Raw genomic sequence first — 22444 nt, 5'->3', positions numbered from 1 at the left:
CTCACGTTGTAAGGCGGCGAATCCCAGGGCGCTGTCGGTTCTCCGACTTGGAGAGAGGCGCCCATCTCCTCTGATCGACGCCGTTTCCGCTTTGCCTGTATGCATGGGCCTTTCCCGGACATGGGGCGCTCGAGGCCCGCCGTGGAAGGCAGTGCGGTCCGGACTGCCTGCCGGTGCATCCTTCACGGCACCGAGGGTTAAACCGTATACAACAAGTCCCCTGATGGCCTTGTCCTCCTCCGGCGAGGGCTGAGGGAGGTGTGCTCACCCCCGTTCGAGGCGGGGCGGCGTTCCCGCCTGCCGTGGAGGCGGGTAAGGGGAGCGGGTAAGGGACCGTATCCCGGCCGGTGCGCGAGGAGAGTGACTGAAGCGGCATCGCCGGCGCGCCGGCTTCTGGACCGGAAAAGGAAGGCAAGGAGGCGAGATGAACGCTGAGAACTGGGAGTTCAAACATCTTGTCGTGGAACGCGACGAGGAGGGGATAGCCGTGCTGCGGCTGAACCGCCCGGAAGCCAGGAACGCACTGAACCTGGAGCTCATAGCCGAGCTGGGCCGCGCCGCGGACATGTTGGCGCGGGACGGTTCCGTGCGCGCGGTCATCGTGACCGGCGGTGAGGAGGTCTTCGCCGCCGGGGGGGACATCAAGGAGATGGCGGATAAGTACGCCCCAGATATGCTCAACGCTTACGGGGCAGATCTTTCGGGTTTCGAGAAGATCGAGCGCATCCCCAAGCCGGTCATCGCCGCGGTCAGCGGTTACGCCCTGGGAGGGGGATGCGAGCTGGCCCTGGTCTGCGACATGATCGTGGCCTCGGAGACCGCCGTCTTCGGCATGCCGGAGATCACCCTAGGTATCATCCCCGGGGCGGGAGGGACGCAGCGCCTTCCCCGCCTGATAGGCCCCCACCGGGCCAAGGAGATGATCTTCACCGGCTCCTTCTTCGACGCGCGAACCTGCCTGGAGATGGGCCTGGTAAACAGGGTGGTCCCGGTGGAGCGGCTCATGGAGGAGGCCAGGGAGCTCGCCCTTCGCTGCATCCGCAACGGGGCCGTGGCCCTGGCCTGCGCCAAAGCCTGCGTCAACGAGGGGATGAACACCGACCTCTACACCGGGCTGGCCTACGAGCGTAAGTGCTTCTCCCTGCTCTTCTCCACCGAGGACCAGAAGGAGGGAATGCGGGCCTTCATCGAGAAACGCAGGCCCGCCTTCAGAGGGAGGTAGAGGACGCCGGCTTGCGAGGCCGGGGCGGGGAGGCGGAAGGAAAGAGGTTCAAGGAGGCCTTGGACGGAGCCGTAGGGAACGGAGGGCTTGCTTTCCGTGGAGCACGGCGGTTGGCGCGCGGGGTCAGGGCAGAGGGCATGGGATCCTCACACCCCCACATGGACCTGAAGGCGGAACGACCTGATCGACGAGGGAGGTGCGGAGATTGATTTCCTTCCGGTTGAGCGAGGAGCAGGAGGCCGTCCGCAGGGTGGCCCACGAGTTCGCGGAACGGGAGATCCGCCCGGTGGCCGCGGAGTACGATGAGAGGGAGGAGTACCCGGAGTGGTTCGTGGAGAGGGCTTTCCGGGCCGGCTTCACCTATACCTACGTGCCCGAGGAGTACGGAGGACAGGGCATGGACTTCCTCACTGCCTGCATCGTCAACGAGGAGCTGGCCTGGGGATGCTGCGGGTTTGCCACCATCCTGGGGGCCAACAACCTGGGGGTGACACCTCTTCTTGTGGCCGGGAGCGAGGAGCAGAAACGCAAGTATCTCACCGACCTCACCTCCCGCCCTTCACTCGCGGCCATGGCCCTCACCGAGCCCGAGGCGGGCTCCGACGCCGGGGCGGTGAGGACCACCGCCGTCCGGGATGGGGATTTCTACGTCCTCAACGGGACCAAGTGCTTCATCTCCAACGGGGGCATCGCCGACCTGCACACCGTGTACGCCTCCACCGATCCCTCACGGGGTACCCGCGGCCTCTCCTGCTTTCTGGTGCCCAAAGGGACCCCGGGCCTCTCCGGCGGCAAGAAGGAGCGCAAGATGGGGGTGCGCGCTTCAGTGACCTCCGAGGTCATCCTCTCCGACTGCCGGGTCCCGGTGGAGGACCGCCTGGGGGAGGAGGGTCAGGGGTTCAAGATCGCCATGATCACCCTGGACAAGGCGCGCGTCTCCGTGGCCTCCAGTTCCGTGGGCATAGCGCGCGCCGCCCTGGAGGCGGCGGTGGATTACGCCCGGCAGCGGGTACAGTTCGGCCGCCCCATAATCGAGAACCAGGCCATCCAGTTCATGCTGGCGGACATGGACATGGACATCGAAGCGGGAAGGCTCATGTACTACAAGGCCGCTTGGCTGGAGACGCAGGGCATGCCCTTCACCCGGGAGGCGGCCATGGCCAAGACCTTCTGCTCGGACATGGCCATGCGGGTGACCACCGACGTTGTGCAGGTCTTCGGGGGCTACGGGTACATGCGCGACTACCCGGTGGAGAAACTCATGCGGGATGCCAAGATAAACCAGATCTGGGATGGGACCAACCAGATCCAGCGCCTGGTCATGGCCCGTTCCCTCCTGGGACGCTGAGAACAGGAGGTATTGCATCGTTTCAGCGAGCGCTTTTCAGGTTGAAGGAGGTCGAGAGACCAAGCTGTCATCTCGACAGAAGAGGCACAGAAGAGGCAAATAGACAGGACATGAAGGAGCGATCCCTCAAAGTTGGATATGAAAACATGGTACTGTGCCCGGCTTGCGGAGCGTGGAGCCCGGAAGAGATGCGGGGTGGTGAAGCGCGCAAGAAGTGATTTAGTATTATAGACGTCGCGCGGCGGGAAAGCGGCAAGCCATGCTGCCCGCTGCGCCGAGGAAGGGAGGGCCTCTTAAGAGAGCAACGGATGAGGAAAAAGGAGGTAGGGTATGGACTTCGAGCTCTCTCCGGAACAGAAGGCCTTTTTCAAGGAGGTCAAGGAATTCGCCGCCAGGGAGATAGCTCCCAATACGGAGGAATACGACCGTAAGGGCGAGTTCTACTGGGAAGGATGGAAAAAAATGGCAGATATGGGCCTGCTCGGCCTGCCCTTCCCGGAGGAGTACGGAGGGTCGGGCGCGGGAGCCCTGGACACGGCCATCGCCATGGACGCCTTCGGGGCGGGGGGCGGCGACGCCGGGATGTCCCTGTCCTGGGGCGCCCACACCATAATCGGGGCCGTGCCCATCTGGGTTATGGGCACAGAAGAGCAGAAGAAGAAATATCTCCCTCCCATCTGCAGCGGGGAGAAGATAAGTTGCTTCGGTCTCACCGAGCCCGACGCCGGCTCCGACGCCGCCTCCATAAAGACCACTGCGGTGCGGGACGGCGACTACTACGTCATCAACGGGACCAAGATGTTCATCACCAACGGCCCCATCGCCGACCTGTGCATCGTCATGGCCGTGACGGACAAAGAGAAGGGCGGCGCGGGCATCAGCGCCTTCATCGTGGAGAAGGAGTTCGGCGGGTTCGAGGTGAGCAAGGAGCTGGACAAGATGGGCAACCGCACCTCGCCCACCGCCGAGCTGGTGTTCACCGACTGCCGCGTGCCCGCGGAGAACATGCTGGGGAAGGAGGGCGAGGGCTTCTATGGGGTGGGAAAGGCCACCCTGGAGTGGGAGCGTGCCATCATGGTGGCCCCCGCGGTGGGGGCCATGGAGGCGAACATCGAGCGCTGCGTGCAGTACGCCAGGGAGCGCAAGCAGTTCGGCAAGCCCATCGGGAAGTTCCAAGCCGTGGCCTTCAAGATAGCGGAGATGAAATGCCTGCTGGACGCCTCGCGCCTGCTGGTCTACCGCGTGGCTTGGATGAAGGACCAGGGCATCCCGGCCATGATGGAGGCCTGCGTGTGCAAGCTCTTCGTCACCGAGGCCGCCTTCCAAGTGGCCAGCGAGGCGGTACAGATCTTCGGCGGCTATGGGTATATCCGGGAGTACCCGGTGGAGAGGACCCTGCGGGATGCCAAGCTGGGGACCATCGGAGCGGGCACCTCGGAGATACAGAAACTGATCATCAGCCGTCTCCTCCTGGGCAAGCTCTGAGCGGCGAGATCCCGTTGGGCCGGCGACTTCCGCCGGCCCTTTTTTATCGGCAAGGGAGACTTTTCAAGGTCTCGCCCGCCATGTATGCCGGGAGCACGAGCTCACTCCCCTTCGAGGGAGCGCGAGATGATCCTTTGGGAACTGTCCACGAAATCCCTGAAGACGCGCTGCAGTGCCTCGATATCCTCGCCCTCGCGCGCGGGGATGGTCTCCTCCAGGTCGCCCTCCATGACCCTCTCCACGACCGCGGAGAGCTCCTCCACGGGGCGGGTGACGTTCTTCCGCAGCAGCAACCTGAATCCCAGGAAGGCGAGGAGGAAGAAAAGGGCCAGGAACAGCGCCACCAGGGGCGTATACCGGAAGGAGAGTCCCAGGAAAACCAGGTTCCTAGCGGGCTGTGCCTTCTTCCGGTCGCAGAAGCGGTCGATGGCGGCGATCTCCCCCTCCATGGACCTCGTGGCCAGAAGATAGGCCATCAGTCCGTTTCCGTTGAGGTCCACCCGCTTGGCGACCACGAGGTTCGTGCCATCCCGAGTTTCCGAATAGTCCTCTCCCGTCCACACCCATGGCCTCCCCGCCTCGGCGGCCCGGATGAGATCCGGAGGGGCTCACGAAGCGAGGCGGTTCCAGCGGCGGCGACGGCGATGTAGCGGCCGTCGTCGTAAGGAGAGGGGAGCATAAGAGCTGCTCCCTCCAGTCCCGAAAAACGGGCGCCGATCATGGCCGCCGGCGCCTCCTCGAGGTAGGCCTTCCCTCCGAAGGGGTCATTCCCGTGGTCGAGATCGAGGAGCTGTTCGGCGTCCAGATGCCGGAGTCTTTCCCCGCCCAGGTGGAGCAGGAAGTCGATGGCACAAGCCGTGTTCCCGCTTACCGTGGAGGCATGCATCAGGAGCAGTTTCTGCCTGGTCTTTTCCACGAGTTCCCCCTGGGAGCCGCTGAGGATTAGGTGTCCGGCCAGGCCGGCGAGGATGTAAACGGAGGTGATGAGGAGGGTGAGTTGCCTGAGGGTATGACTTCCCTTGCGCTTTAAGGACCGCAGATCTTCTCGGGTCCCGGTTCGTCCGGCATCCTCCTTCGGCTCCTGTCTCGTCGTGGGCGCTTTGGCGGATCTGCTGCCTTTCTGCTCGGATTGCGGCCGGGTTTCCTTTAGGGTTATCCTCAAGAAAACGACCGTTTGGCCGACGGGAGAGCGGATGAATGGTCCGGTCGGAGTCCTCAACGGAGGCTCTCCCGGATGCCGCGAACCGGGGAGGGCGGAGGAAGGTCCCACGTCTCCCGGGGATAAAAGGATTTCCCGGGGTCCGGGAAAGGGCTGAGCCCGGCTCCGTCTCGCTCCGAAGTGCGGGTAATACAAGACTGCGCCGCTCGCACCCTCCTCGAAAGAGAGGTGCAGCGCCGCGGAAAGAAAGGCGGTCTAGGACGGGCCATGCGCGTGAAAGTGCGTTTTACGGGGTTGATACGCCATCATCTCGGAGATAAGGAGAGGGATTTCGAGCTCCCGGAGGGCTCCCGCCTGGGAGACCTCCTGAAGGCGGTGGGCAGGGAATATGCCTCCCGCATGCCGGCCCAGATGTGGGACGCGGAGGAGGAGAGGTTCCATCCCCTGGTGGTGGCCATGCGCAAGGGGGAGCCCTCATCCGGCGAGGACACCCCCCTGCGTGACGGGGACGAGGTCTTCCTCCTCTCCCGGATGGCCGGTGGGTGACGGTGTTCCGCAAAGCCGGCGGCGCGGGAGGAAAGGGCGAGTGGTAATGCCGTTTTTGGGGACAGGCATTCCTCTAAGAGAACCGTCGAAAAGGGAGGGAGTGGGGTGAACGATTACGACGCCATCGTGGTGGGAGCGGGCATCGCCGGCCTGGGGGTAGCCGCCCAGCTGCAGCAGGCCGGAAAGAGGACCCTCCTCCTGGAGATGTATCCCCGACCGGGAGGACGGATGCAGTCCTACGAGCTTCCCGGGGGTTACCGGGTGGACACCGGTCTGCACCTCATCGAGATGGGCGATAAGGGTTTCTGCCACGAACTTGGCGCCCGGGTGGGCGTGGAGTTCGAGTGGGCCGCCTTCTCCAACACCCTGGACCTCTACCAGGATGGGGAGTGGCGGGACATGCAGACCTTCATCCGCCTCACCGAAGAGGAAAAATCGCTCTTCATCGAGGTCATGAAGGGCGTGGCGGCTATGGAGGAGGGTGACTTCCGCGCCTGGGACAACCGCTCCTTCGACCAGTGGCTGGATGAGAATGGCATCTCCGGCAGTCTGCGAGAGGTATGGGAGAACATGAGCATGATCATGACCACCATACCCGACACCCGGGAGCAATCGGCGGGGGAGTGCCTGTACATCGCGCGGGAGGCTCTGCGCAAGGGGCGCGCCGTCCTCATCGCCGCCTACCCCAGGGGCGGCATGGGCGGGATAATCGGGCCTCTGGCGGACGCTTTCCAGAAAATGGGAGGAAGGCTGGAGCTGGGCCGAAGGGTGGAGATGGTGGTCTTCGAGGGGCGCAGGGTGGTCGGGGTCAAAGTGGCCCGGGAGGGCGGAAACCCCATCGCCCGGGAGTGGCGCGTACCCGCCACCGAGATGGTCACCGCCCCCCTGGTGGTTCTGGCCCTTCCCATCTGGCACCTGGACAAGGTGCTGGACTTCGACCGGCGCCACTCGCCGCTGCCCTCCTGGTGGCTGAAGCGCATCGAGGACATCCGGGGGGAGCGCACCGGGCTACTGGGTTACATCATCGCCACCCGCCGTCCACTCTACGAGAGGACCGTGTTCATGTCCGCCCTGCGCTCCCCGCGCACCGGGCTTCCCTTCCAGGCTTTCGCCCCCACGGCATTCGACCCCGGCGTGGCCCCTCCCGGACGCTACCTCCTGGTAACGGACAACGTGGTGGAGCCAGAGGAAGTGGAGGACAAGTTCAACCGGGACCGGCTTCTTGAGGCCCACTGGGAGGACGTCAAGGAGATGTACCGCTTCGAGGACGGGGAGGTGGAGTTCGCCATCCCCTACTACACGGCCGGGTGCGACGGCCTGGCCCGCAAACCCGGGCTCACTGGGGACTTCAAGCCCGACGTGCAGGCCCCGGGCGTGGAGGGCCTCTTCTTCGCCGGGGACACATACCTGGGAAGAGGGCTGGCCATCGAGGGTGCCGCCCGCTCGGCCATCCTCTGCGCGGAGCGCATCCTGGGTTGAGGCTCGACCTGTCCCCCGGACATTACGGCTCCGGAGGCGGAGACCTCTCCCGCACCGTGTCCGGACCACCAGCGGTATAGAGGCCGGTGCGCGGCCCGGGGAAGAGTGGCTCGGCGGGAAGGCTTCCGTGCCGCTCCTCTTCTCCTTTCCGCCCGGGATGGCGGTTCGGCTTCCCCATTCCTCGGTCCCGCCTTATGCATGGATGCCAGGAAGGCGGGAAGCCCGTCCATCTTACCCGCGCTCTTAAGGGCCGGGCAGCAACATCCTCGACCTCCTCGCCTGCGGGCGGCGGTGCGTGATTCAAACGGGGCGGTCCCGAAGGCCGCTTCGCCCCGTTTTCACCCCCTCTGTTCCGGCGGGTAGCGGAGGATTTGTTGACCGGGGCGAGGCTGGTTTATCATTTACGCGTCGGTGGGGAGGGAGGAGTCGGTCACAAGGGAAGAAGCGGGAATAGGACGAGGGATGGACATCCTCGGGCCCTTACGGTCAGTGGCCTTTCCGTCCGAAGGCCCGGCGGTGCCTTGAGGGATCCCGTTCTACGGAAGGGAGCGGGCCAGCGAATGAGGAAGGAAAAGCCGAGAACGGTCATCATCTCCGATGTCTGGGGCTACGGCCTCATGGAGACCAAGCCCCACCCCCTGTGGCAGGTGCGCTACGCCGCCATCCGCAACAAGGCCTTGCTGGTCCCCGAATACGGGGCCATGTACATCGCCGCCTTTCTGAAAAAACACGGCTGGGAGGCAGAAGTTCTGAACCTGGTGGCCGACGTCTTCCGGGAAGAGTCCTGGTTCCGCGAGAGGGAGGAAGGGCTCCCCGATGACGCCACGTCCACGGCGCCGGTGGGCGGAGAAGAGGCCCTGGCGCTTGTCAGGAAGAATATGGAAGATGCTTTGCGCGACCTGCAGCCGCAGGTGGTGCTCTTCCCCCTATCCATCTATTACCTAGCCTTGCACGCCCGGGAGATGCTGCGCCGGCTGCGGGAGATGCTCCCCGAAGCCGTCCTGGTGACCGGGGGCATCTACGCCACCATGCACCCGCGGGAGGTGATGGAGGACGGGGCGGCGGACTTCGTCGTCCGGGGGGAAGGTGAGTGGACCACCCTGGAGCTCTTGGAGGCCCTGCGGGAGGGCGAGCGGGATTTCTCGGGAATCGACGGCCTTACCTGGCGGGGCGAGGGTGGAAGGATTATCCATAATCCGGACAGGGAGAGAGAGGATGACCTGGACCGCTTCCCGCACATCTACACCGTTTCGCGGGAATTCCGCATCGCCGAACGCCACCGCCTCCTGAAATCCCTGAACCCCTTCGACGACTACATCCCCGGGGCCGGGTTCCTCACATCGCGGGGTTGCCCCGAACGGTGCACCTTCTGTCTGGACCCCGCGGTATGGAAACGCCGCACGCGCTTCCATTCACCGGCCTACGTAAGGGAAGTCCTCGATTACTGCTGGGAGAACTTCACCGGGGGAGACCGCTCCTTCTATTTCGGCGACGCCACCTTTGCCCTCAATCGTAACCGTTTATGGAAACTGCTGGAGACCGTGAGGGAAGTCCCCTTCGCCTACCACATCCAGACCCGCGCCGATTCGCTGACGCCCGAGGTGCTCAACGGTCTCAGAGAAAGCAACTTCCGCACCGTGGCCCTGGGGGCGGAATCCTTCGACGACCGCATCCTGAGCGAGGTGGTCAAGAAGCGCACCACCCGGGATGAGATCCTCTCCGCCGTTCGCGCCGCTCGCCGGCATGGCCTTCAGCCAATCCTGACCTTCATCGCCGGGCTCCCCGGGGAGACCCGGCGGAGCATGGAGCGCACGGTGGAAATCCTGCGCCGGGAGGGCATTCGCGAGGCCACCTTCTTCCCTCTCGTGGTCTTCAGGGGCACTGCGCTCTACGAGCGATTCCTGCGCACCTATGGGGAGGAGGAGCGGGAATCCATGCGCCTCAACCCCTGGTCGGAGGAGTTCTGCTTCGCCAGCGAGGAATTCCCCACCATGCAGGAACTCATCTCCTATGCCGAGAGCCTCAACAAGGCCATTCGCGCCTGAGCCGTAAAGTGCGCATGCATGGCGTGCGGCGAGGGCTTTTCTCCATTGAGTGGTCCGTGTCTCCTTCCCCGACCGCGGGTATCCCCGGCCGTAGATGGGGGGCACGGACGCGTTTTACCGCAGGCATGGGGCTTGGCCCTCTTTTGGCCTCATCACCAACCGAGGGTACAGAGAAAGTTTGCGCGACCACGCGCCTCGATGGATAGAATACGGTCAGCTCTGGAGCGGCCACTCACCGGCGTCGACCCACTCTTTGTCCTCCCGCACCTGGACGCGCAGGCGTAATCCCTCCGCCGCTTCTGGGATCTGGAAGGCAACCGTCGTGAGGTGCTCCCTGGAATCCGAGAACTCTATGGAGGTTAGATTCTCCCTTCCCGTGGCGTTAGCGGCCGCCCAGGAGATGGAGGTCCTCTGCTGGTACTGATTGCCCTGAGCGTCGAACAAGACGAAGCGTGGTGAGGGGTTGGTCCCGGTTTCCTCGAAGTAAGCCGGATGGACCAGGGGACCGATAGGTCCCTTCGTCTGGGGATTGCCGCTGTCTCCCTTGACCCGCAAGAGGATCAAGAGGTATTCGTAACCCTCCACAGCCGCCGCCATCACGCCCATCTCATGGCGCATTTCCCATCCCTCGACCATATAATGGCCGATTCCCGTCCCCCTGCTTTCCACCTGCATCGGGTTCTGTGCGCTGTAGGTCGCGTTACGGAAGGAGATGTCCACCCACTGGTTTACGAGAAACTGCTGTATACGCGCGGAGACTTGTTCGGAGGGCTTTTCCTCCACACCCGTCTCGCCCCCGCAGCCGTAAAGGGAGGAGACGGAAAGCAAGACCACCAGCCCAATCGCGAGGATGCATGCCCTGCTCATTTTTCATCCCTCCTTTGAAGGTGTGGATTAAACCGAGGATACCTAGATTTATCGCCCCTCAATAAACTTTTCCTGGTTCGCAGTTCGCTAAACCTCAAAGGGCCGCCGCCTTGTCCGCGCAATCCACGGACTTCCTTCGAGCATAACCGCACGCGGAGTTCGCCGAACCCGGCTCTCTCTGGGGATTGACAGCCGAGATCCCGAAAAGGCTCTTCACCGCCCGTAGGGGGACCTTTCCCTTCCCCGCAGAGGCAGCGTCAATCCACCGCCCGACCTCAAGCCCGACGACAGTGGGGTAGCGTCTTGTTCTTCCGGCTGGAGCCTATTGCGGCGCCAGGAGAAGGCGACCTCCCGGGCAGTTAGAGGATGACCGGTCTGCCATCGGCCCTTTCCGCAAGAATAGGGTTGAGAGACCGTCCTGGCCTGCGGGCAAGGCAAGCGATCTACGGAAACGTGAGGCTATCCGCAAGAGCCCGAGTCTTTCGTTGCGGGAGCGTCTTTGGCCGGTCTATGATGTTTTTGGGGGATGCCCTGGGGATTGGCATGAGTCCCAGGTCGTCAGCAGGGTGAACGGGCGGAACGGCCGGCAGGCGCACAGGTGGTGGTTGTGCGGAAAGGTTTATCGGGATTGTCGTCGGGACGGAGGCGGACATGAACGCCAAGGAGTTGAGGACCTTCGCGCGTAGCAGGATATTCCCCAGCCTGGAGAGAAGGGCATCTGGGAAAAAACTGGATAAGAGGCTGTGGAAGAAGCTGGCGGAGATCGGTATCCTGGGGGCGCCCATCAAGAAACGCTATGGTGGCCAGGGAGCCGGTATGGAGGAGTTCGTGGAAGGCCTTTCCATCCTGGCCGCGGAGAGCTTCGACCTGGGCCTGGCCCTGAGTGTCCTGGATCATGTGATGCTCTGCGCCTATCCCCTGCAGGTCTTCGGCTCGGAGAAGCTGAAGAGACGTTACCTCCCCCTCCTGTGCAGCGGGGAGCTGGTGGGAGCGGCGGCCGTCTCCGAACCCGGGTCGGGGGCGAACCCCACACGCATGCGCACGCGGGCGGAGAAAAGAGACGGAAGCTATCTCATCAGCGGGGAGAAAGGCCCGGTGACCAACGCTCCGTCGGCGGGTGTCTTCCTGGTCCTAGCCGTCACGGACCCTGCAGCGGGGAAGAAAGGACTTTCCGCCTTCCTGTTGGAGAGGGAGGACGGGATCCAGGTGGAGGAAGTTGAGCTGGGATATCTTTCCACCTCACCGCACGGGAAGGTGCTGCTGGACGAGGTGCGGGTCTCCGCCGACCGTATGGTGGGGGAGGAAGGACAGGGACACGAGCGCGTCTCCCGTTCCCTCTTCCTCTGGGAGAGGACCGCGGTCATCCCCGTGGTGGTGGCCTTCCTGGAGCGCTGGCACCACCTCTTGATATCCCACCTTTATCCCGCTTCCGTCCCGCCCGATGTACGCGCCGCGCTGGCCCAGAGAAAGGTGGAGCTCACCGCCTACCGTGCGCTGGGAAAGCGCCTCCTGGAGCTCACCTTCGGCGACGAGGAGGACGGCAGGGAACGCCTCGAGTTGCTGCTGTTCTTCGGCGGGGCCCTGCCCGAATGGGTGGAGTCCATGCGTGATCTCGTGGAGGAGGCGCGCATCCCCCTGGACGAGAACGCCTCCCGCATGCTCAACGACCTGCGACTGCTCGAGGTCGGAAGGTCGGTACTCGACTGGCAGTTGCAGAACCTCTTATGATTTAAAGACATTGGTGTGTAGGCTTTCCCTCACGGGAGTCCAGGTTCTCATGAAGGGCACGGTGCATCAAACCGCCCCGGTGTCTTAATGGTAGTCAATGCCGAGAAGCCCGCATAGTTTATCATAGGGGTGTGGCCCACCGAAGGGCAGGGTACGGTCGATGCCGGGAGCAGGACCGGCGGTTCCGCGGGAGGTGAGGAAGGTGAGGGAGAGCGAAGTGGTGACCCCGGACCGCATCTGGCGGCCCTCGGACAATCTTTCCCCGCGGGTGAGGAGGCTGCGGGAGGAATATTATTCCATCGATAAGCGGCCCTATTTCCGCAACGAGGTGCTTCCCTTCACCACCGGGACGGAGTGGGACGAAGTGTGGTCTCCGGTCAACTGGGGCATCATCCCCGAGCTCGTGACCTTCATGGGGGACTTCGCGGAGTCCTTGAAGGTCCTGGCCCGGAAGGTGGAGCTCCCGGAGGGGTTCTGGGAGAAACCGCTCATTGTGCGCCGGGCCATCTTCTTCCGCGAAGTCCTGCGGCGCCACCTGCCGGTGAACATCCTTGAGGGTGAACTCATCGTGGGGGGCCAATTCAACACCGCTCTTTCCAAATGCCACAACCGTAAGGAGGCTAAGCGCTGGAAGAAGGCCGTGGACAAGTGGTGGAAGAGGTGCGCGGAGATAAACGAGCTGGGCATCGGGAACGCCGGCGCCGTCCCCGGGCACCTCATCCCCGATTACCCGCGTGTGCTCCGCGAGGGCCTGCGCGGCATATGCGAGGACTTGGAGCGCCGGCGGACCGGGTCCTCGGACCCCTCTTACCGGGATTTCCTGGAGGCGCTGGTGGTGGCCTGCCAGGGGGCGCGGGAGCTGGCCCTGCGCTACGCCGAGGAGGCGGAGAGGATGGCGGGGGAGGAGGAGGACGAGGTCCGGGCCGCGGAGCTCCGGGAGATCGCGCGCATCTGCCGCAAGGTCCCATGGGAGCCGGCGGAGACCTTCCATGAGGCGGTGCAGTCCATCTGGCTCACTCACATGCTGGTCATGGCCGCCGAGTCCTATCCTGGGGCGGGCCTCTCCCACGGCCGCTTCGACCAGTACATGTACCCCTACTACAGGAAGGACCTGGAAGAAGGGCGGCTCACCCGCGAGAGGGCCAAGGAGATCCTGCACTGCTACTGGATAAAGCACAACTACGCCTACGACTTCCAGTGTCGCGTGCTCAGCAACCAGGGCATCAACTCCGGCTTCGGGCAGCTCATGACCCTGGGCGGTATCGACGCCCAGGGAAACGACGCCTCCAACGAGCTCACCTGGCTCCTTCTGGAGGTCATCGAGGAGATGAACATGCTGGAGCCCAAGCCCAACATCCGCCTGCACGCCAAGACCCCGGAACCCCTGCTGCGGCGGGTGGCGGAGATGATATCCCGGGCCCAGGGTTCCCCCTTCCTCATGAACTTCGACGAGAACTCCATGCGCGGGCTGGAATGGCAGGGGCTTCCCAGGGAACGCCTGTGGGACTACGCCCCCGTGGGTTGCCTGGAGAACACCCTGCAGGGAGATGACCGATCGGGGACCGTGGACGTGAACGTGAACCTGGCCAAGGCTGTGGAGATGGTCTTCTTCCGCGGCCGGGACGCGGCGACCGGAAAGCGCATCGGCCCGGACACCGGCCCTGTGGAAAGGTTTTCCACCTGGGAGGATTTCCGCCGCGCCTTCGAGACTCAGCTCCAGGCCCTGCTGGACCACGTCCTGGACATAAGCGACGAGGCGGACCGCATCCGGGCGGAGTACGAGCCCACCCCCTACCTCTCCGCCCTGGTGGGCGGGTGCGCGGAGAAGGGGAGGGACATAACCCAGGGCGGGGCTCGCCACAACTACATAACCGTGGAGGGTGTGGCCTTCGCCACCACCGCCGATTCCCTCACCGCGGTGAAGAAACTGGTCTTCGAGGAACGCAAGGTAGGCCTCGGCGAACTGAAGAAGGCGCTGGAGGACAACTTCGAGGGGCATGAGGCCCTGCGGCTGACCCTCCTGAACAAAGCTCCCAAGTACGGGAACGACGATGATTACGCGGACGAGGTGGCCCGCTGGCTCTCTCGCACCTGGACGGAGGCGGTATTCAGGCGCACCTCCCCGGCCACCGGGAGGAGGTACCGCGGCGGCTACCTCTCCTGGAACTACTGGATATCCTTCGCCCCCTCCACCGCCGCCACTCCAGACGGGAGGAAGCGGGGAACCTATCTGTCCAATGCCATCGGCCCCGTGGACGGGGCGGACCGCAACGGACCCACGGCGGTGACCCTCTCGGTGGGCAAACTGGGATTGGAAACGGCTCCCAACGGTGCCTCCCACACCATCAGCTTCAGCCCTTCACTACTGCGTGACGCGGAGCACGTGGAGAAGCTCATGGCCTTTTTGCGCGCTTACGGGGAGAAAGGGGGCACTGCCCTGCAGGTGAACGTCATCGACCCGGATACCCTGCGCGAGGCGCAGCGACGCCCCGAGGAGTACCGCAACCTGCTGGTGAGGGTCACCGGATACAACGCCTACTTCGTCATGCTGGGGAAGGAGATACAGGATGAGATCATCGCCCGGGAATCCCACCGCCTCTGAGCCCCGCGGGCTCACCGGCGTGGTCTTCAACGTGCAGCGCTACTCCACGGAGGACGGACCGGGCATCCGAACCACCGTCTTCCTCAAGGGTTGCCCCATGCGCTGCCCCTGGTGCCATAACCCGGAGGGGCTTGACCGGCGCCCCCAGCTGGTGTGGTACGACGTGCGCTGCATAGGGGCCCGCGACTGCCTGCGGGCCTGCCCCCACGGCGCTCTCACCCTCACGCCGGAAGGTATGGTCATCGACCGGGAGAGGTGTGACGCCTGCGGGCTGTGCGAGGAGGCTTGTCCGGCCGCCGCCCTGGAGGTCATCGGCAGGGTGAGGACGGTGGAGGAGGTGGCCGCCGAGGCGCTCCGGGACCGGGTCTTCTACGAGAAGTCGGGAGGAGGGGTGACCCTCTCCGGGGGCGAGCCTGCCCTGCAGGCCGAGTTCTCGCGGGGGTTGATGGAAGCGCTCAAGGAGGAGGGCATCCACCTGGCCCTGGACACCTGCGGGGGCGTGGCCTGGGAGCGGCTGGAACCTCTTGTCGAGCTGGCCGACATGGTCCTTTACGACCTGAAGATCATGGACCCCGAGGCGCACCGCGAATACACCGGCGTTCCCCTGGAACTGGTGCTGGAGAACGCGCGCCGGGTGACGAAAAGGGGGAAGACAATGTGGGTGCGCACCCCGGTAATCCCTGGGTATACGGACGACGAGGAGAACGTGCGGCGCATCGCCCGCTTCATATGTGACGAACTGCCCACGGTGGAGAGGTATGACCTCCTGGCCTTCAACAACACCTGCGACGCCAAGTACCGCCGGCTGGACCTCATCTTCTCCCTGGCGGGACGGGACCTCATCCCGGAGGCGAAGATGATCCGGCTGGCCGAGGTGGCCGGGGAGGAAGGCCTTTCGGTGGCCCGCTGGTCGGGGGCCACGGCTAGGGAGAGGGAGGCCGGGTAGGACGGCTTTTCCTCCCCGGCCCGAGGGACCTCTACCGGGAGGGGCCTCTACCGCGAGGGGCCTCTACCGGGAAAGGGATCGCAACCCGATATGGGTCGGGAGTGGGGGGGAGGAAAGCGGGAGCCTCCGCCAGGAGAAAGGGGTGGGATGAATGGAGCTTTCACCCGAGGCGCGGGAGCTTTTCTCCGAGGAGATGGCGGCCAAGTTCCTGGCCACCGTAGACCCGGAGGGCCGGCCCAACGTGGCCCTCATCGTCACCCTCCAGCCGCCACCGGACGGGAGGAGGGACCGGCTCATCTTCGGGGAGTTCCTCATGTGGAGGAGTAAAGAGTACCTGGCCGGCAACCCCCATGTGGGGGTAGCCTGCGTGAACACCAAGCTGAAGATGGTCAGCCTCACGGGAGATTTCCGGGGGTTCGAACGCGCCGGCCCGTACAAGGAGGCCATCGACTCCTCACCCCTGATGCGCTACAACGCCTATTCCGGGGTGAGGTCGGCGGGGGTCATCGACGTGCGGGAACAGGGCCCGCTCCGCCGGGCGTCGTTCCTCTCCATACCCTTGGACCTGGCACGCCTCAAACTGCGCGGTCGAGACGGTCTCCCACAGGGAGTCCGCATGCCTAGGCTTGTGAAGGAAAAATTTACCATGTTGACCTCCATCAAGGCCCTGGCGGTCATGGGGGAGGACGGTTATCCGAGGGTGATTCCCGTTCTCCCGGTAGTGGAGAAGGGGACCGGCCTCCTCATCTTCCGGGCCGCCGGCTACAACCCCGAGCTCTCCGAGGTGCGCACGCCATGTCCGGCGGCCATGGCCTTGGTGACCATGGACGCCAAGTCGTACAAGGTGAAAGGGGAGCTCCTGGACGCGGGGAGGGGGTGTTTCGCCCTCCGCGTGGAGGAGGTCTACAACGCCATGCCGCCCCGCGTCGGCGAACGCATCGTGCCTCCCGAATAAGTGGTATTAAGGGCCGGAGGGTAACGGTCTCGCTCGCCTCCTCGCACCGTCTCCGAGAAAGAAGGCGAGGGAAAGGAGCGCTCGCTGCGACCGACCCGTCCGGCCCCGGGTAGGCGGGGTTCTCGAAGGGCCGGAGGGTAACGGTCTCGCTCGCCTCCTCGCACCGTCTCCGAGAAAGAAGGCGAGGGAAAGGAGCGCTCGCTGCGACCGACCCGTCCGGCCCCGGGTAGGCGGGGTTCTCGAAGGGCCGGAGGGTAACGGTCTCGCTCGCCTCCTCGCACCGTCTCCGAGAAAGAAGGCGAGGGAAAGGAGCGCTCGCTGCGACCGACCCGTCCGGCCCCGGGTAGGCGGGGTTCTCGAAGGGCCGGAGGGTAACGGTCTCGCTCGCCTCCTCGCACCGTCTCCGAGAAAGAAGGCGAGGGAAAGGAGCGCTCGCTGCGACCGACCCGTCCGGCCCCGGTTGGTCTCCTTATCGGTTGCCGGAGCGGATTCGGGGTTGGGCCGCCGGGCAGTGGCCCTCCTCCGCTGGGGCATCGGGGAGGACCCCCAAAACCGTGGGGATGTTGTTCGATCCGTTCAGTAGACGCCGAGGCGGGCGAAACCGGGGAGGTTGAAAGGGGCCCGGAATCGGCGGAAATAGAGGGCGGCAAGCCTGGTCATCCTCGACGGGCCCACCAGGTTCATCTGCCATTCCAGCCAGTTCACGTGGGGCCGTATGCGGTACCAGACCCGATTCTTGAAGTTGTACCCTCTCCGGTAGTGACGGTTGAAGCGGTTGAACTCCTCGATGGCCTTGGAGCGGTCATAGACGGCCATGGCCGCCACCTTTCCCGTCACCAAGGCTCCCAGGATCCCGAACCAGAAGAAGGGGTCCATGGCCCCGCTGATGGTGCCGCACAGTATCAGGCCCTGGTGGAAGAGGCGGGGGTTGTCCGGGCTGGCCAGAGGCACCGCGCCCGACACGTAGGTCCAGTTGTCGTGTTCCACTCCTTCGTGGCGGACCATGAAGTCCCGGTACTTTTCCAGGGCCTTGCGTTCGATGTGGCGGTTGGAGAAGAGGAGGTCGAAGTAGTAGTTGTTGCACGAGCTCAGGTAGCCGTATTCCGAGACCACCTCGTCCACCCAGATCCAGGAGAGGTTGCTGAAGCCGATCTCGCCCCGGGAGATCCACCCGTACCAGCGCAGGTAGGGGAGGCCCAACATCTCGTACACGCTTGGGGTCAGCCCGCAGGCGATGATGGTGTTCTCGGGAAGCCTTCCCAGGTCCTCCCGGCGCAGCGGGGAGGAGAAACGGAACTCCACCCCCAGCCTCGTGGCCTCCGCGTAGAGGAGCGTATCCAGGCTTGTGGGCCGGTTCCCCCTCTCCACGGTATACATGTCCAGGACCTCCAGCGGGGGGTGGAAGACGGACTCGTGAAAGTAGAAGGGACAGCGGATGAGGGGGTGGAAGACGGGCGAGAGGTCGATGCCCAGGTATTCGGAGGTGCGTTCCACGTCTATGGAGGTGGTGTGGGTGGAGGGATTGTAGACGCTGTCCCCTCCGTACCCTTCCTCGCGGTCATGGACCACCACGTGGTAGCCGTGGCGGGCCAGGTCGATGGCCGCCACGAGGCCGGACATGCCGGCGCCGTAGATGGTGACGTCATATGCCTCGGACAAGACTCGGCCCCCCTTCCTCATGCCCTCCCGGACGGATGCGCCGGAAATATATTATCACCGGAAGACCGAAGGCGGCGGGATAAGCGCGTTCAGTGATTCCCTCGACTTCCAGCAACGCGTCCCGGCGCCGAAAGGTCTGCGCTCCGCAAGCAGCGGGCGGGAAGCCATGCCCCGGTTATCTTGAGGCCTCCCGCATACGTCCGGGATGGGAAGGCCGGCAGGCCTGCAGCGTGGGCGTCGAAGGCCCGCCGGGGGCCTCTCCTGCCTCCCGGGGGAGAGAAAGGGCTTGGTCCGGAGTGGCTACGAGAAGGGTGCCGCGAGTCAGGTTGCGGCGCAGCGGGAATGAGGGCGGGGCGTCAATCAAGACCCGAGCTTATAAGAGGGGGGACAACAACGGCCACGGGAGCCTTCCCGTTTATAATGGGGTCATGGAAGAGAGGTACCGAACCCCCGCACGCAGGGAGCGGGATCCCCTCGCCGAGGAAATGGGAAAATATTCCATATGCTACGCGCTTTCCGAACATTCCTCGGCGGAGGGCAGGGACCGCAGAGGGCGTGACCATTCCGGCATGGAAGTGCAGGGGATAAAGGAGGCCATCTTCGGGGAGTCGCTCCGTGAGGGGGACACAGTGGAGGCGGAGGGGATGCTCAGCGCCTATGCCGTCCTCTACCAGCCCCGCGCCTATTACCCGGCCTACGTGATGGGGGAGATGCGCGCCGCCCTGCGTCGGGGAGAGCCGCCTCCCCCCACCTCCCCCCATTACCTCCCGGTGTGCCGGCTTCCGAGGCTCCCGGATGGCTTGGGGATCGGATTCCTATACCCCTCGGGAAGGAGGGACTTCGACCGTCCCGATTTCCCCGCTCGCTTGAGAGACGTGCTCACCCGCGATTTTCCCCGTCTCCCGGTCCTGCTCCCCGAGGGGTTTGATGGGGGCTGGGGGCTGGTCCGATTGCGCGCCAGGGTGTTGCGGCTGGAAAAGGATACCATGAGCCGGCTGGCCGGAATGGGCGAGGATGCCTATGCCGCTTACGCCGCCCGCGGCCTGGTCCATTTCCTGGAGCCCCTGGAGGTGGAGAGGGTCGAGACGCTTCCCATGCGCGGCTCGCTCTTCGTAGAGATGTCCCTCCCGCAAGCGTGCTCCTGGGAGCGTGCCTGTGGGGCGCTGGACATGGTCCTGCGGGAGGCGGTGGAGGAGGTCTTTCCTCCCTGCGAACGCGGGGAGAGGGAGGAGGGCACATGTTACCTGCCGCGCGGCGGGCATCACCTGTTCCGCTTCCGCACCCGCCTCTTCGCCATGGTCTATCGCCCGGCCATAGCCGTCTACCGCGCACCGCGGTTCCTGGGCCTCTTCCTGCCCGAGGACCTCGGACAGGAAGACGAGGGGGTGCACGAACTCTTTCGGTGCCTCGCGGAGTACGTGGGGGACCGCATGTCCGAGGAGACGGGTGCGGGAGCCGCGTGCCGGGTCGAGGTGGCCTACGACAACCGTCTGCCGTGGGTCCGTCGCCGGGGAGCACTGTCCGGACCGGATTTCCGCCGGCTCGAGTCCCGTTTTCCCTTCCTGGCGCCTACCTTGAAATGGTTGCGGGGCTGACGCCGGGCCGGACACCGCAGGATACCGGATGCGCCGCGGCTCCTCTTTTCGGAAAAAGGCTTCCGCTCGGCGAGGGGCGGGGCGATCCTGGTGGGCGACGTGGCTGAAGGGGATTCGGGGCGGTGCCCGCTCCAGGCTTTGGAGCACGTGCCGAAGACCGCGGATTAGGACTGCAGTCGCACACCACGAGAGAAGAGGGTTGGTAATATATACCATAGAGTTCTTTTCCCTCTCCAAGGCATCGGTCATCCTCGTCGTCCTGGCCCTAATGGCCTCCGCGATGCCGGCAAGCCCCGCCGGTTCGGGAGGCATTGTTGAAGGCGCGGCGAAAACCCCGGCCTTGATCGTGGACATGGCCCGCAGGTGTTCATCCTCATATGCATTCCCGCTATCCTGATGCGGGGATTTGAGAGGGTGAGCCTTGCATAGGGTACCGGCCGGGGTTGTTCGCCTTCTTGGTGGACGCCCCGGCAGTGGTGGGTATTGTGCATGCATCGCGGAGGTCATGCGCCGAGTGGGGCCATCGCCTGTCCTCATTGCGGGAATCTACCGGAACAGGTTTGAGGGCTGCCTCAAACGAGGTGGTTTGTGGGCGTGTCCCGTCTCAGGGCTCGGGGGCGGCGAGGGACTACGCGGTTTCTCCTTCTTTTGCGGGGTCGGTTCCCTCTTCCTTGCTCCTTCCCTTGATCTCTCTCTTTTCCGGGACCACGAACTCCCCGCCCTCCGGGTGGCCTTCCCTTCCCACCCACAACTGGATGGAGTCCGTGGGACAGACGGCGGCGCAGTTCCCGCAATTGGTGCATCTCTCATAGTCGATCACGGCGAAGCCGTTCTCCACGCGTATGGCGTCCGCCGGGCAGGCCTTCTCGCAGCGGCGGCACCCTATGCAGGCCACCTTGCACACCGAGGTGGCCTTCTTCCCCGTATACCGGCTCCTGCAGCGCACGAAGACCTTAGCGGTCACGGGGACCATCTCTATGAGGTCACGGGGGCATACGTCGGCGCAAAGGCCGCACCCCGTGCACTTGCGCACGTTTACCCGGCGGATGCCCTCCTCGTCGAAGGCGATGGCGCTCACCGGGCAGACCTCGGCGCAGTCCTGGAGCCCCAGGCAGCCGAAGGGGCAAGCCTTGCCCCCTCCCACCAGATGGGCGGCCCGGCATGAGTTGACCCCTTGGTAGAAAGCGCGAAGCGGGGAGAGGGATTTTCCGCCTCGGCAGTGGATGTGGGCCACCCGGGCCACCCCCGCTTCCACCTCCAGGCCCATTATCCTGCCCACGGCCGCGGCCACGTCCGGGCCCCCGGCCCGGCAGACGTTGACCGGGGCCTCGCCGCGGACCACAGCCTCGGCGGCCGCCTCGCAACCGGGGAGGCCACAGGCTCCGCAGTTGGAACCCGGGAGGGCTTCCAGTATCTCCGCCGCCCGGGGATCGCTCTCCACATGGAAACGCCTGGAAGCCACGGCCAGGATGGCCCCGAGAAGGATACCGAAACCGGCCAGGCCGATCACCGCCTTCCAGACCAGGGACCACTCCATTTCACATCCCTCACAGGTTGAACATGCCCGCGAAGCCCATGAAGGCCAGGGAGAAGAGGGCGGCGGTGATGAAGGCGATGGGCACTCCGCGGAAGAACTTGGGAACGGGAGCCAGCTCCAGCCTCTCACGCATGGCGGCGAAGAGGATGAGCACCAGGGAGAACCCCACGGCCACGCCGACGGTGTAGACCAGCGCCTCGGGGAAAGCGTAGTGGTAGGCGATGTTCAGCTTGGTGAAGAACCCCGGCTTGACGCTCTCCGTGGCCGCGGCCAGGACCGCGCAGTTGGTGGTTATCAGGGGGAGGTAGATGCCCATGGCCCGGTAGAGGGGAGGGCTGGTCTTCTTGATCACCATCTCCACGAACTGCACCAGGCTGGCGATGATGAGTATGAAGGAGGGGATGTACAGGAACTCCCCCACCCCCAGCGGCTTCAGCACGTAGTTCCAGGCTATCCAGCTCACCGAGGTGGCCATGGTCATGACGAAGATCACCGAGATGCTCATCCCCAGGGAGGTGTCCAGGCTGGTGGAGACCCCGAAAAAGGGGCACAGGGCGATGAAGCGGATGAGCAGGATGTTGGCCACCACGGAGGCGCCGAAGAAGAGCAGGAAATACCTCCAGGCCTCGCTCATGGTCCTTCCTCCTCCACTCCGGGTTTCTTGCGTGCTTGGTACCACTGTAGCAGGGCGGAGAGCAGCGCGTAGGTCACGAAGGCGCCCGGGAACATGATGAGGATGGAAGGCACGGCCTTGATGTGCAGGTCGATGATGGTCTTGTCGAAGAGCACGATCTTGCCCGTTCCGAAGAGTTCCCGGAACACGCTCATGATGAGCAGCACCGAGGTGTACCCCATCCCGATGCCCAGCCCGTCCATGAGGGCATGGGAAACCCTGGCGCTGGAGGCATATCCCTCCGCCCGGGCCAGGATGATGCAGTTGACCACGATGAGGGGGATCCATACCCCCAGGCGCTCGTAGACGGCGGGGATGGTCTTCAGGGTGAGGTCCACGATGGTCACGAAGGAGGCGATGACCACGATGTATATGGGGATGCGCACCTGGTCGGGTATGAAGTTGCGTATCAGGGAGATGATCACGTTGGAGCAGGTGAGAACGAAGATGACCGCCAGTCCCATGAAGATGCAGTTCTCCACCCGGGTGGAGATGGCCAGCGAGGAACATAGGCCCACCATGAGCACCAGCAGGGGGTTGGTGGTGATGAACCCCTTGGTCAGCTCGCCCCACAACGTCCTCTCCCTCTCCTCCATGG

19 protein-coding genes are annotated in these 22444 nt (G+C 64.5%); 12 read left to right on the top strand and 7 right to left on the bottom strand.

Annotation, left to right across the window (positions count from 1 at the left end):
• Positions 1-424: 424 nt before the first annotated feature.
• The 3 genes from H7007_RS11610 to H7007_RS11600 all read left to right on the top strand — a co-directional run bounded on the left by H7007_RS11610 (position 425) and on the right by H7007_RS11600 (position 4055).
• Complete coding sequence (locus H7007_RS11610) at positions 425-1222, top strand: enoyl-CoA hydratase/isomerase family protein (protein WP_287155456.1); 798 nt, start codon at positions 425-427, stop codon at positions 1220-1222.
• 208 nt (positions 1223-1430) lie between these two features.
• Positions 1431-2570 carry an acyl-CoA dehydrogenase family protein gene (locus H7007_RS11605; protein ID WP_350340652.1) on the top strand — a complete coding sequence of 380 codons (1140 nt, stop codon included), beginning with the start codon at positions 1431-1433 and terminating at the stop codon, positions 2568-2570.
• 330 nt (positions 2571-2900) lie between these two features.
• On the top strand, positions 2901-4055 hold the full coding sequence (locus tag H7007_RS11600; protein ID WP_287155454.1) for an acyl-CoA dehydrogenase family protein: 1155 nt from the start codon (positions 2901-2903) through the stop codon (positions 4053-4055).
• Positions 4056-4156: 101 nt separating this feature from the next.
• On the opposite strand, the gene H7007_RS11595 is transcribed toward H7007_RS11600, so the two are convergent.
• Together H7007_RS11595 and H7007_RS11590 are read right to left on the bottom strand one after the other, a co-directional pair.
• A complete protein-coding gene (locus tag H7007_RS11595) occupies positions 4157-4531 on the bottom strand; it encodes a HAMP domain-containing protein (protein WP_287155453.1) in 375 nt (124 codons plus the stop codon).
• Positions 4531-4971: a hypothetical protein gene (locus H7007_RS11590; RefSeq protein ID WP_287155452.1), complete on the bottom strand. Its 441-nt coding sequence runs from the start codon at positions 4969-4971 to the stop codon at positions 4531-4533. Before H7007_RS11590 ends, H7007_RS11595 begins: the two co-directional genes overlap by 1 nt.
• Positions 4972-5481: 510 nt before the next feature.
• On the opposite strand from H7007_RS11590, the gene H7007_RS11585 reads away from it, so the two are divergent.
• From H7007_RS11585 to H7007_RS11575, 3 genes are all read left to right on the top strand, one after another.
• A complete protein-coding gene (locus tag H7007_RS11585; RefSeq protein ID WP_287155451.1) occupies positions 5482-5760 on the top strand; it encodes a MoaD/ThiS family protein in 279 nt (92 codons plus the stop codon).
• 105 nt (positions 5761-5865) lie between these two features.
• Complete coding sequence (locus H7007_RS11580) at positions 5866-7239, top strand: phytoene desaturase family protein (RefSeq protein ID WP_287155450.1); 1374 nt, start codon at positions 5866-5868, stop codon at positions 7237-7239.
• 560 nt (positions 7240-7799) lie between these two features.
• Positions 7800-9284: a B12-binding domain-containing radical SAM protein gene (locus H7007_RS11575; protein WP_287155449.1), complete on the top strand. Its 1485-nt coding sequence runs from the start codon at positions 7800-7802 to the stop codon at positions 9282-9284.
• A 213-nt stretch (positions 9285-9497) separates the two neighbouring features.
• On the opposite strand, the gene H7007_RS11570 is transcribed toward H7007_RS11575, so the two are convergent.
• Entirely contained in the window at positions 9498-10151 is a 654-nt protein-coding gene (locus H7007_RS11570; RefSeq protein ID WP_287155448.1) for a hypothetical protein, read from the bottom strand.
• A gap of 651 nt (positions 10152-10802) precedes the next feature.
• Here H7007_RS11570 and H7007_RS11565 point away from each other — a divergent pair.
• The 4 genes from H7007_RS11565 to H7007_RS11550 all read left to right on the top strand — a co-directional run bounded on the left by H7007_RS11565 (position 10803) and on the right by H7007_RS11550 (position 16382).
• A complete protein-coding gene (locus tag H7007_RS11565) occupies positions 10803-11879 on the top strand; it encodes an acyl-CoA dehydrogenase family protein (protein WP_287155446.1) in 1077 nt (358 codons plus the stop codon).
• A gap of 202 nt (positions 11880-12081) precedes the next feature.
• On the top strand, positions 12082-14481 hold the full coding sequence (locus H7007_RS11560; protein ID WP_287155445.1) for a pyruvate formate lyase family protein: 2400 nt from the start codon (positions 12082-12084) through the stop codon (positions 14479-14481).
• Positions 14447-15427: a glycyl-radical enzyme activating protein gene (locus H7007_RS11555; protein ID WP_287155444.1), complete on the top strand. Its 981-nt coding sequence runs from the start codon at positions 14447-14449 to the stop codon at positions 15425-15427. The genes H7007_RS11560 and H7007_RS11555 overlap by 35 nt, the downstream gene beginning before the upstream one ends.
• Positions 15428-15578: 151 nt before the next feature.
• Positions 15579-16382, top strand: a complete 804-nt coding sequence (locus H7007_RS11550; RefSeq protein ID WP_287155443.1) for a pyridoxamine 5'-phosphate oxidase family protein — start codon at positions 15579-15581, stop codon at positions 16380-16382.
• 576 nt (positions 16383-16958) lie between these two features.
• Here H7007_RS11550 and H7007_RS11545 read toward each other — a convergent pair.
• On the bottom strand, positions 16959-18041 hold the full coding sequence (locus H7007_RS11545) for an NAD(P)-binding protein (RefSeq protein ID WP_287155442.1): 1083 nt from the start codon (positions 18039-18041) through the stop codon (positions 16959-16961).
• A 428-nt stretch (positions 18042-18469) separates the two neighbouring features.
• Here H7007_RS11545 and H7007_RS11540 point away from each other — a divergent pair, with 428 nt between their 5' ends.
• Positions 18470-19636 carry a hypothetical protein gene (locus tag H7007_RS11540; RefSeq protein WP_287155441.1) on the top strand — a complete coding sequence of 389 codons (1167 nt, stop codon included), beginning with the start codon at positions 18470-18472 and terminating at the stop codon, positions 19634-19636.
• Between the two features lie 199 nt (positions 19637-19835).
• Entirely contained in the window at positions 19836-20033 is a 198-nt protein-coding gene (locus H7007_RS11535) for a hypothetical protein (RefSeq protein WP_287155440.1), read from the top strand.
• Positions 20034-20264: 231 nt separating this feature from the next.
• On the opposite strand, the gene H7007_RS11530 is transcribed toward H7007_RS11535, so the two are convergent.
• The 3 genes from H7007_RS11530 to rsxE are packed head-to-tail and all read right to left on the bottom strand — an operon-like array spanning position 20265 to position 22442.
• Positions 20265-21173, bottom strand: coding sequence for an RnfABCDGE type electron transport complex subunit B (locus tag H7007_RS11530; RefSeq protein ID WP_287155439.1), 909 nt, complete (start codon positions 21171-21173; stop codon positions 20265-20267).
• Positions 21174-21183: 10 nt separating this feature from the next.
• Positions 21184-21807 carry an electron transport complex protein RnfA gene (locus H7007_RS11525; protein WP_287155438.1) on the bottom strand — a complete coding sequence of 208 codons (624 nt, stop codon included), beginning with the start codon at positions 21805-21807 and terminating at the stop codon, positions 21184-21186.
• Positions 21804-22442: an electron transport complex subunit RsxE gene (rsxE, locus tag H7007_RS11520; protein WP_287155437.1), complete on the bottom strand. Its 639-nt coding sequence runs from the start codon at positions 22440-22442 to the stop codon at positions 21804-21806. Before rsxE ends, H7007_RS11525 begins: the two co-directional genes overlap by 4 nt.
• Positions 22443-22444: the final 2 nt, after the last annotated feature.

Source organism: Candidatus Solincola tengchongensis, from assembly GCF_015711935.1.
In the GTDB taxonomy this organism is placed as follows: domain Bacteria; phylum Actinomycetota; class Geothermincolia; order Geothermincolales; family RBG-13-55-18; genus Solincola_A; species Solincola_A tengchongensis.
Note: the sequence above shows the minus strand (reverse complement) of the source record. Positions and strands in the feature narration are given on the sequence as shown.

What these genes read in the sequence shown, in the direction of transcription:
- H7007_RS11610 (WP_287155456.1), top strand. Translation starts at nt 425, where the DNA reads ATGAACGCTGAGAACTGGGAGTTCAAACATCTTGTCGTGGAACGCGAC.
- H7007_RS11600 (WP_287155454.1), top strand. Translation starts at nt 2,901, where the DNA reads ATGGACTTCGAGCTCTCTCCGGAACAGAAGGCCTTTTTCAAGGAGGTC.
- H7007_RS11595 (WP_287155453.1), bottom strand. Translation starts at nt 4,531, where the DNA reads ATGGCCTATCTTCTGGCCACGAGGTCCATGGAGGGGGAGATCGCCGCC.
- H7007_RS11585 (WP_287155451.1), top strand. Translation starts at nt 5,482, where the DNA reads ATGCGCGTGAAAGTGCGTTTTACGGGGTTGATACGCCATCATCTCGGA.
- H7007_RS11575 (WP_287155449.1), top strand. Translation starts at nt 7,800, where the DNA reads ATGAGGAAGGAAAAGCCGAGAACGGTCATCATCTCCGATGTCTGGGGC.
- H7007_RS11570 (WP_287155448.1), bottom strand. Translation starts at nt 10,151, where the DNA reads ATGAGCAGGGCATGCATCCTCGCGATTGGGCTGGTGGTCTTGCTTTCC.
- H7007_RS11565 (WP_287155446.1), top strand. Translation starts at nt 10,803, where the DNA reads ATGAACGCCAAGGAGTTGAGGACCTTCGCGCGTAGCAGGATATTCCCC.
- H7007_RS11555 (WP_287155444.1), top strand. Translation starts at nt 14,447, where the DNA reads ATGAGATCATCGCCCGGGAATCCCACCGCCTCTGAGCCCCGCGGGCTC.
- H7007_RS11550 (WP_287155443.1), top strand. Translation starts at nt 15,579, where the DNA reads ATGGAGCTTTCACCCGAGGCGCGGGAGCTTTTCTCCGAGGAGATGGCG.
- H7007_RS11540 (WP_287155441.1), top strand. Translation starts at nt 18,470, where the DNA reads ATGGAAGAGAGGTACCGAACCCCCGCACGCAGGGAGCGGGATCCCCTC.
- H7007_RS11530 (WP_287155439.1), bottom strand. Translation starts at nt 21,173, where the DNA reads ATGGAGTGGTCCCTGGTCTGGAAGGCGGTGATCGGCCTGGCCGGTTTC.
- H7007_RS11525 (WP_287155438.1), bottom strand. Translation starts at nt 21,807, where the DNA reads ATGAGCGAGGCCTGGAGGTATTTCCTGCTCTTCTTCGGCGCCTCCGTG.
- rsxE (WP_287155437.1), bottom strand. Translation starts at nt 22,442, where the DNA reads ATGGAGGAGAGGGAGAGGACGTTGTGGGGCGAGCTGACCAAGGGGTTC.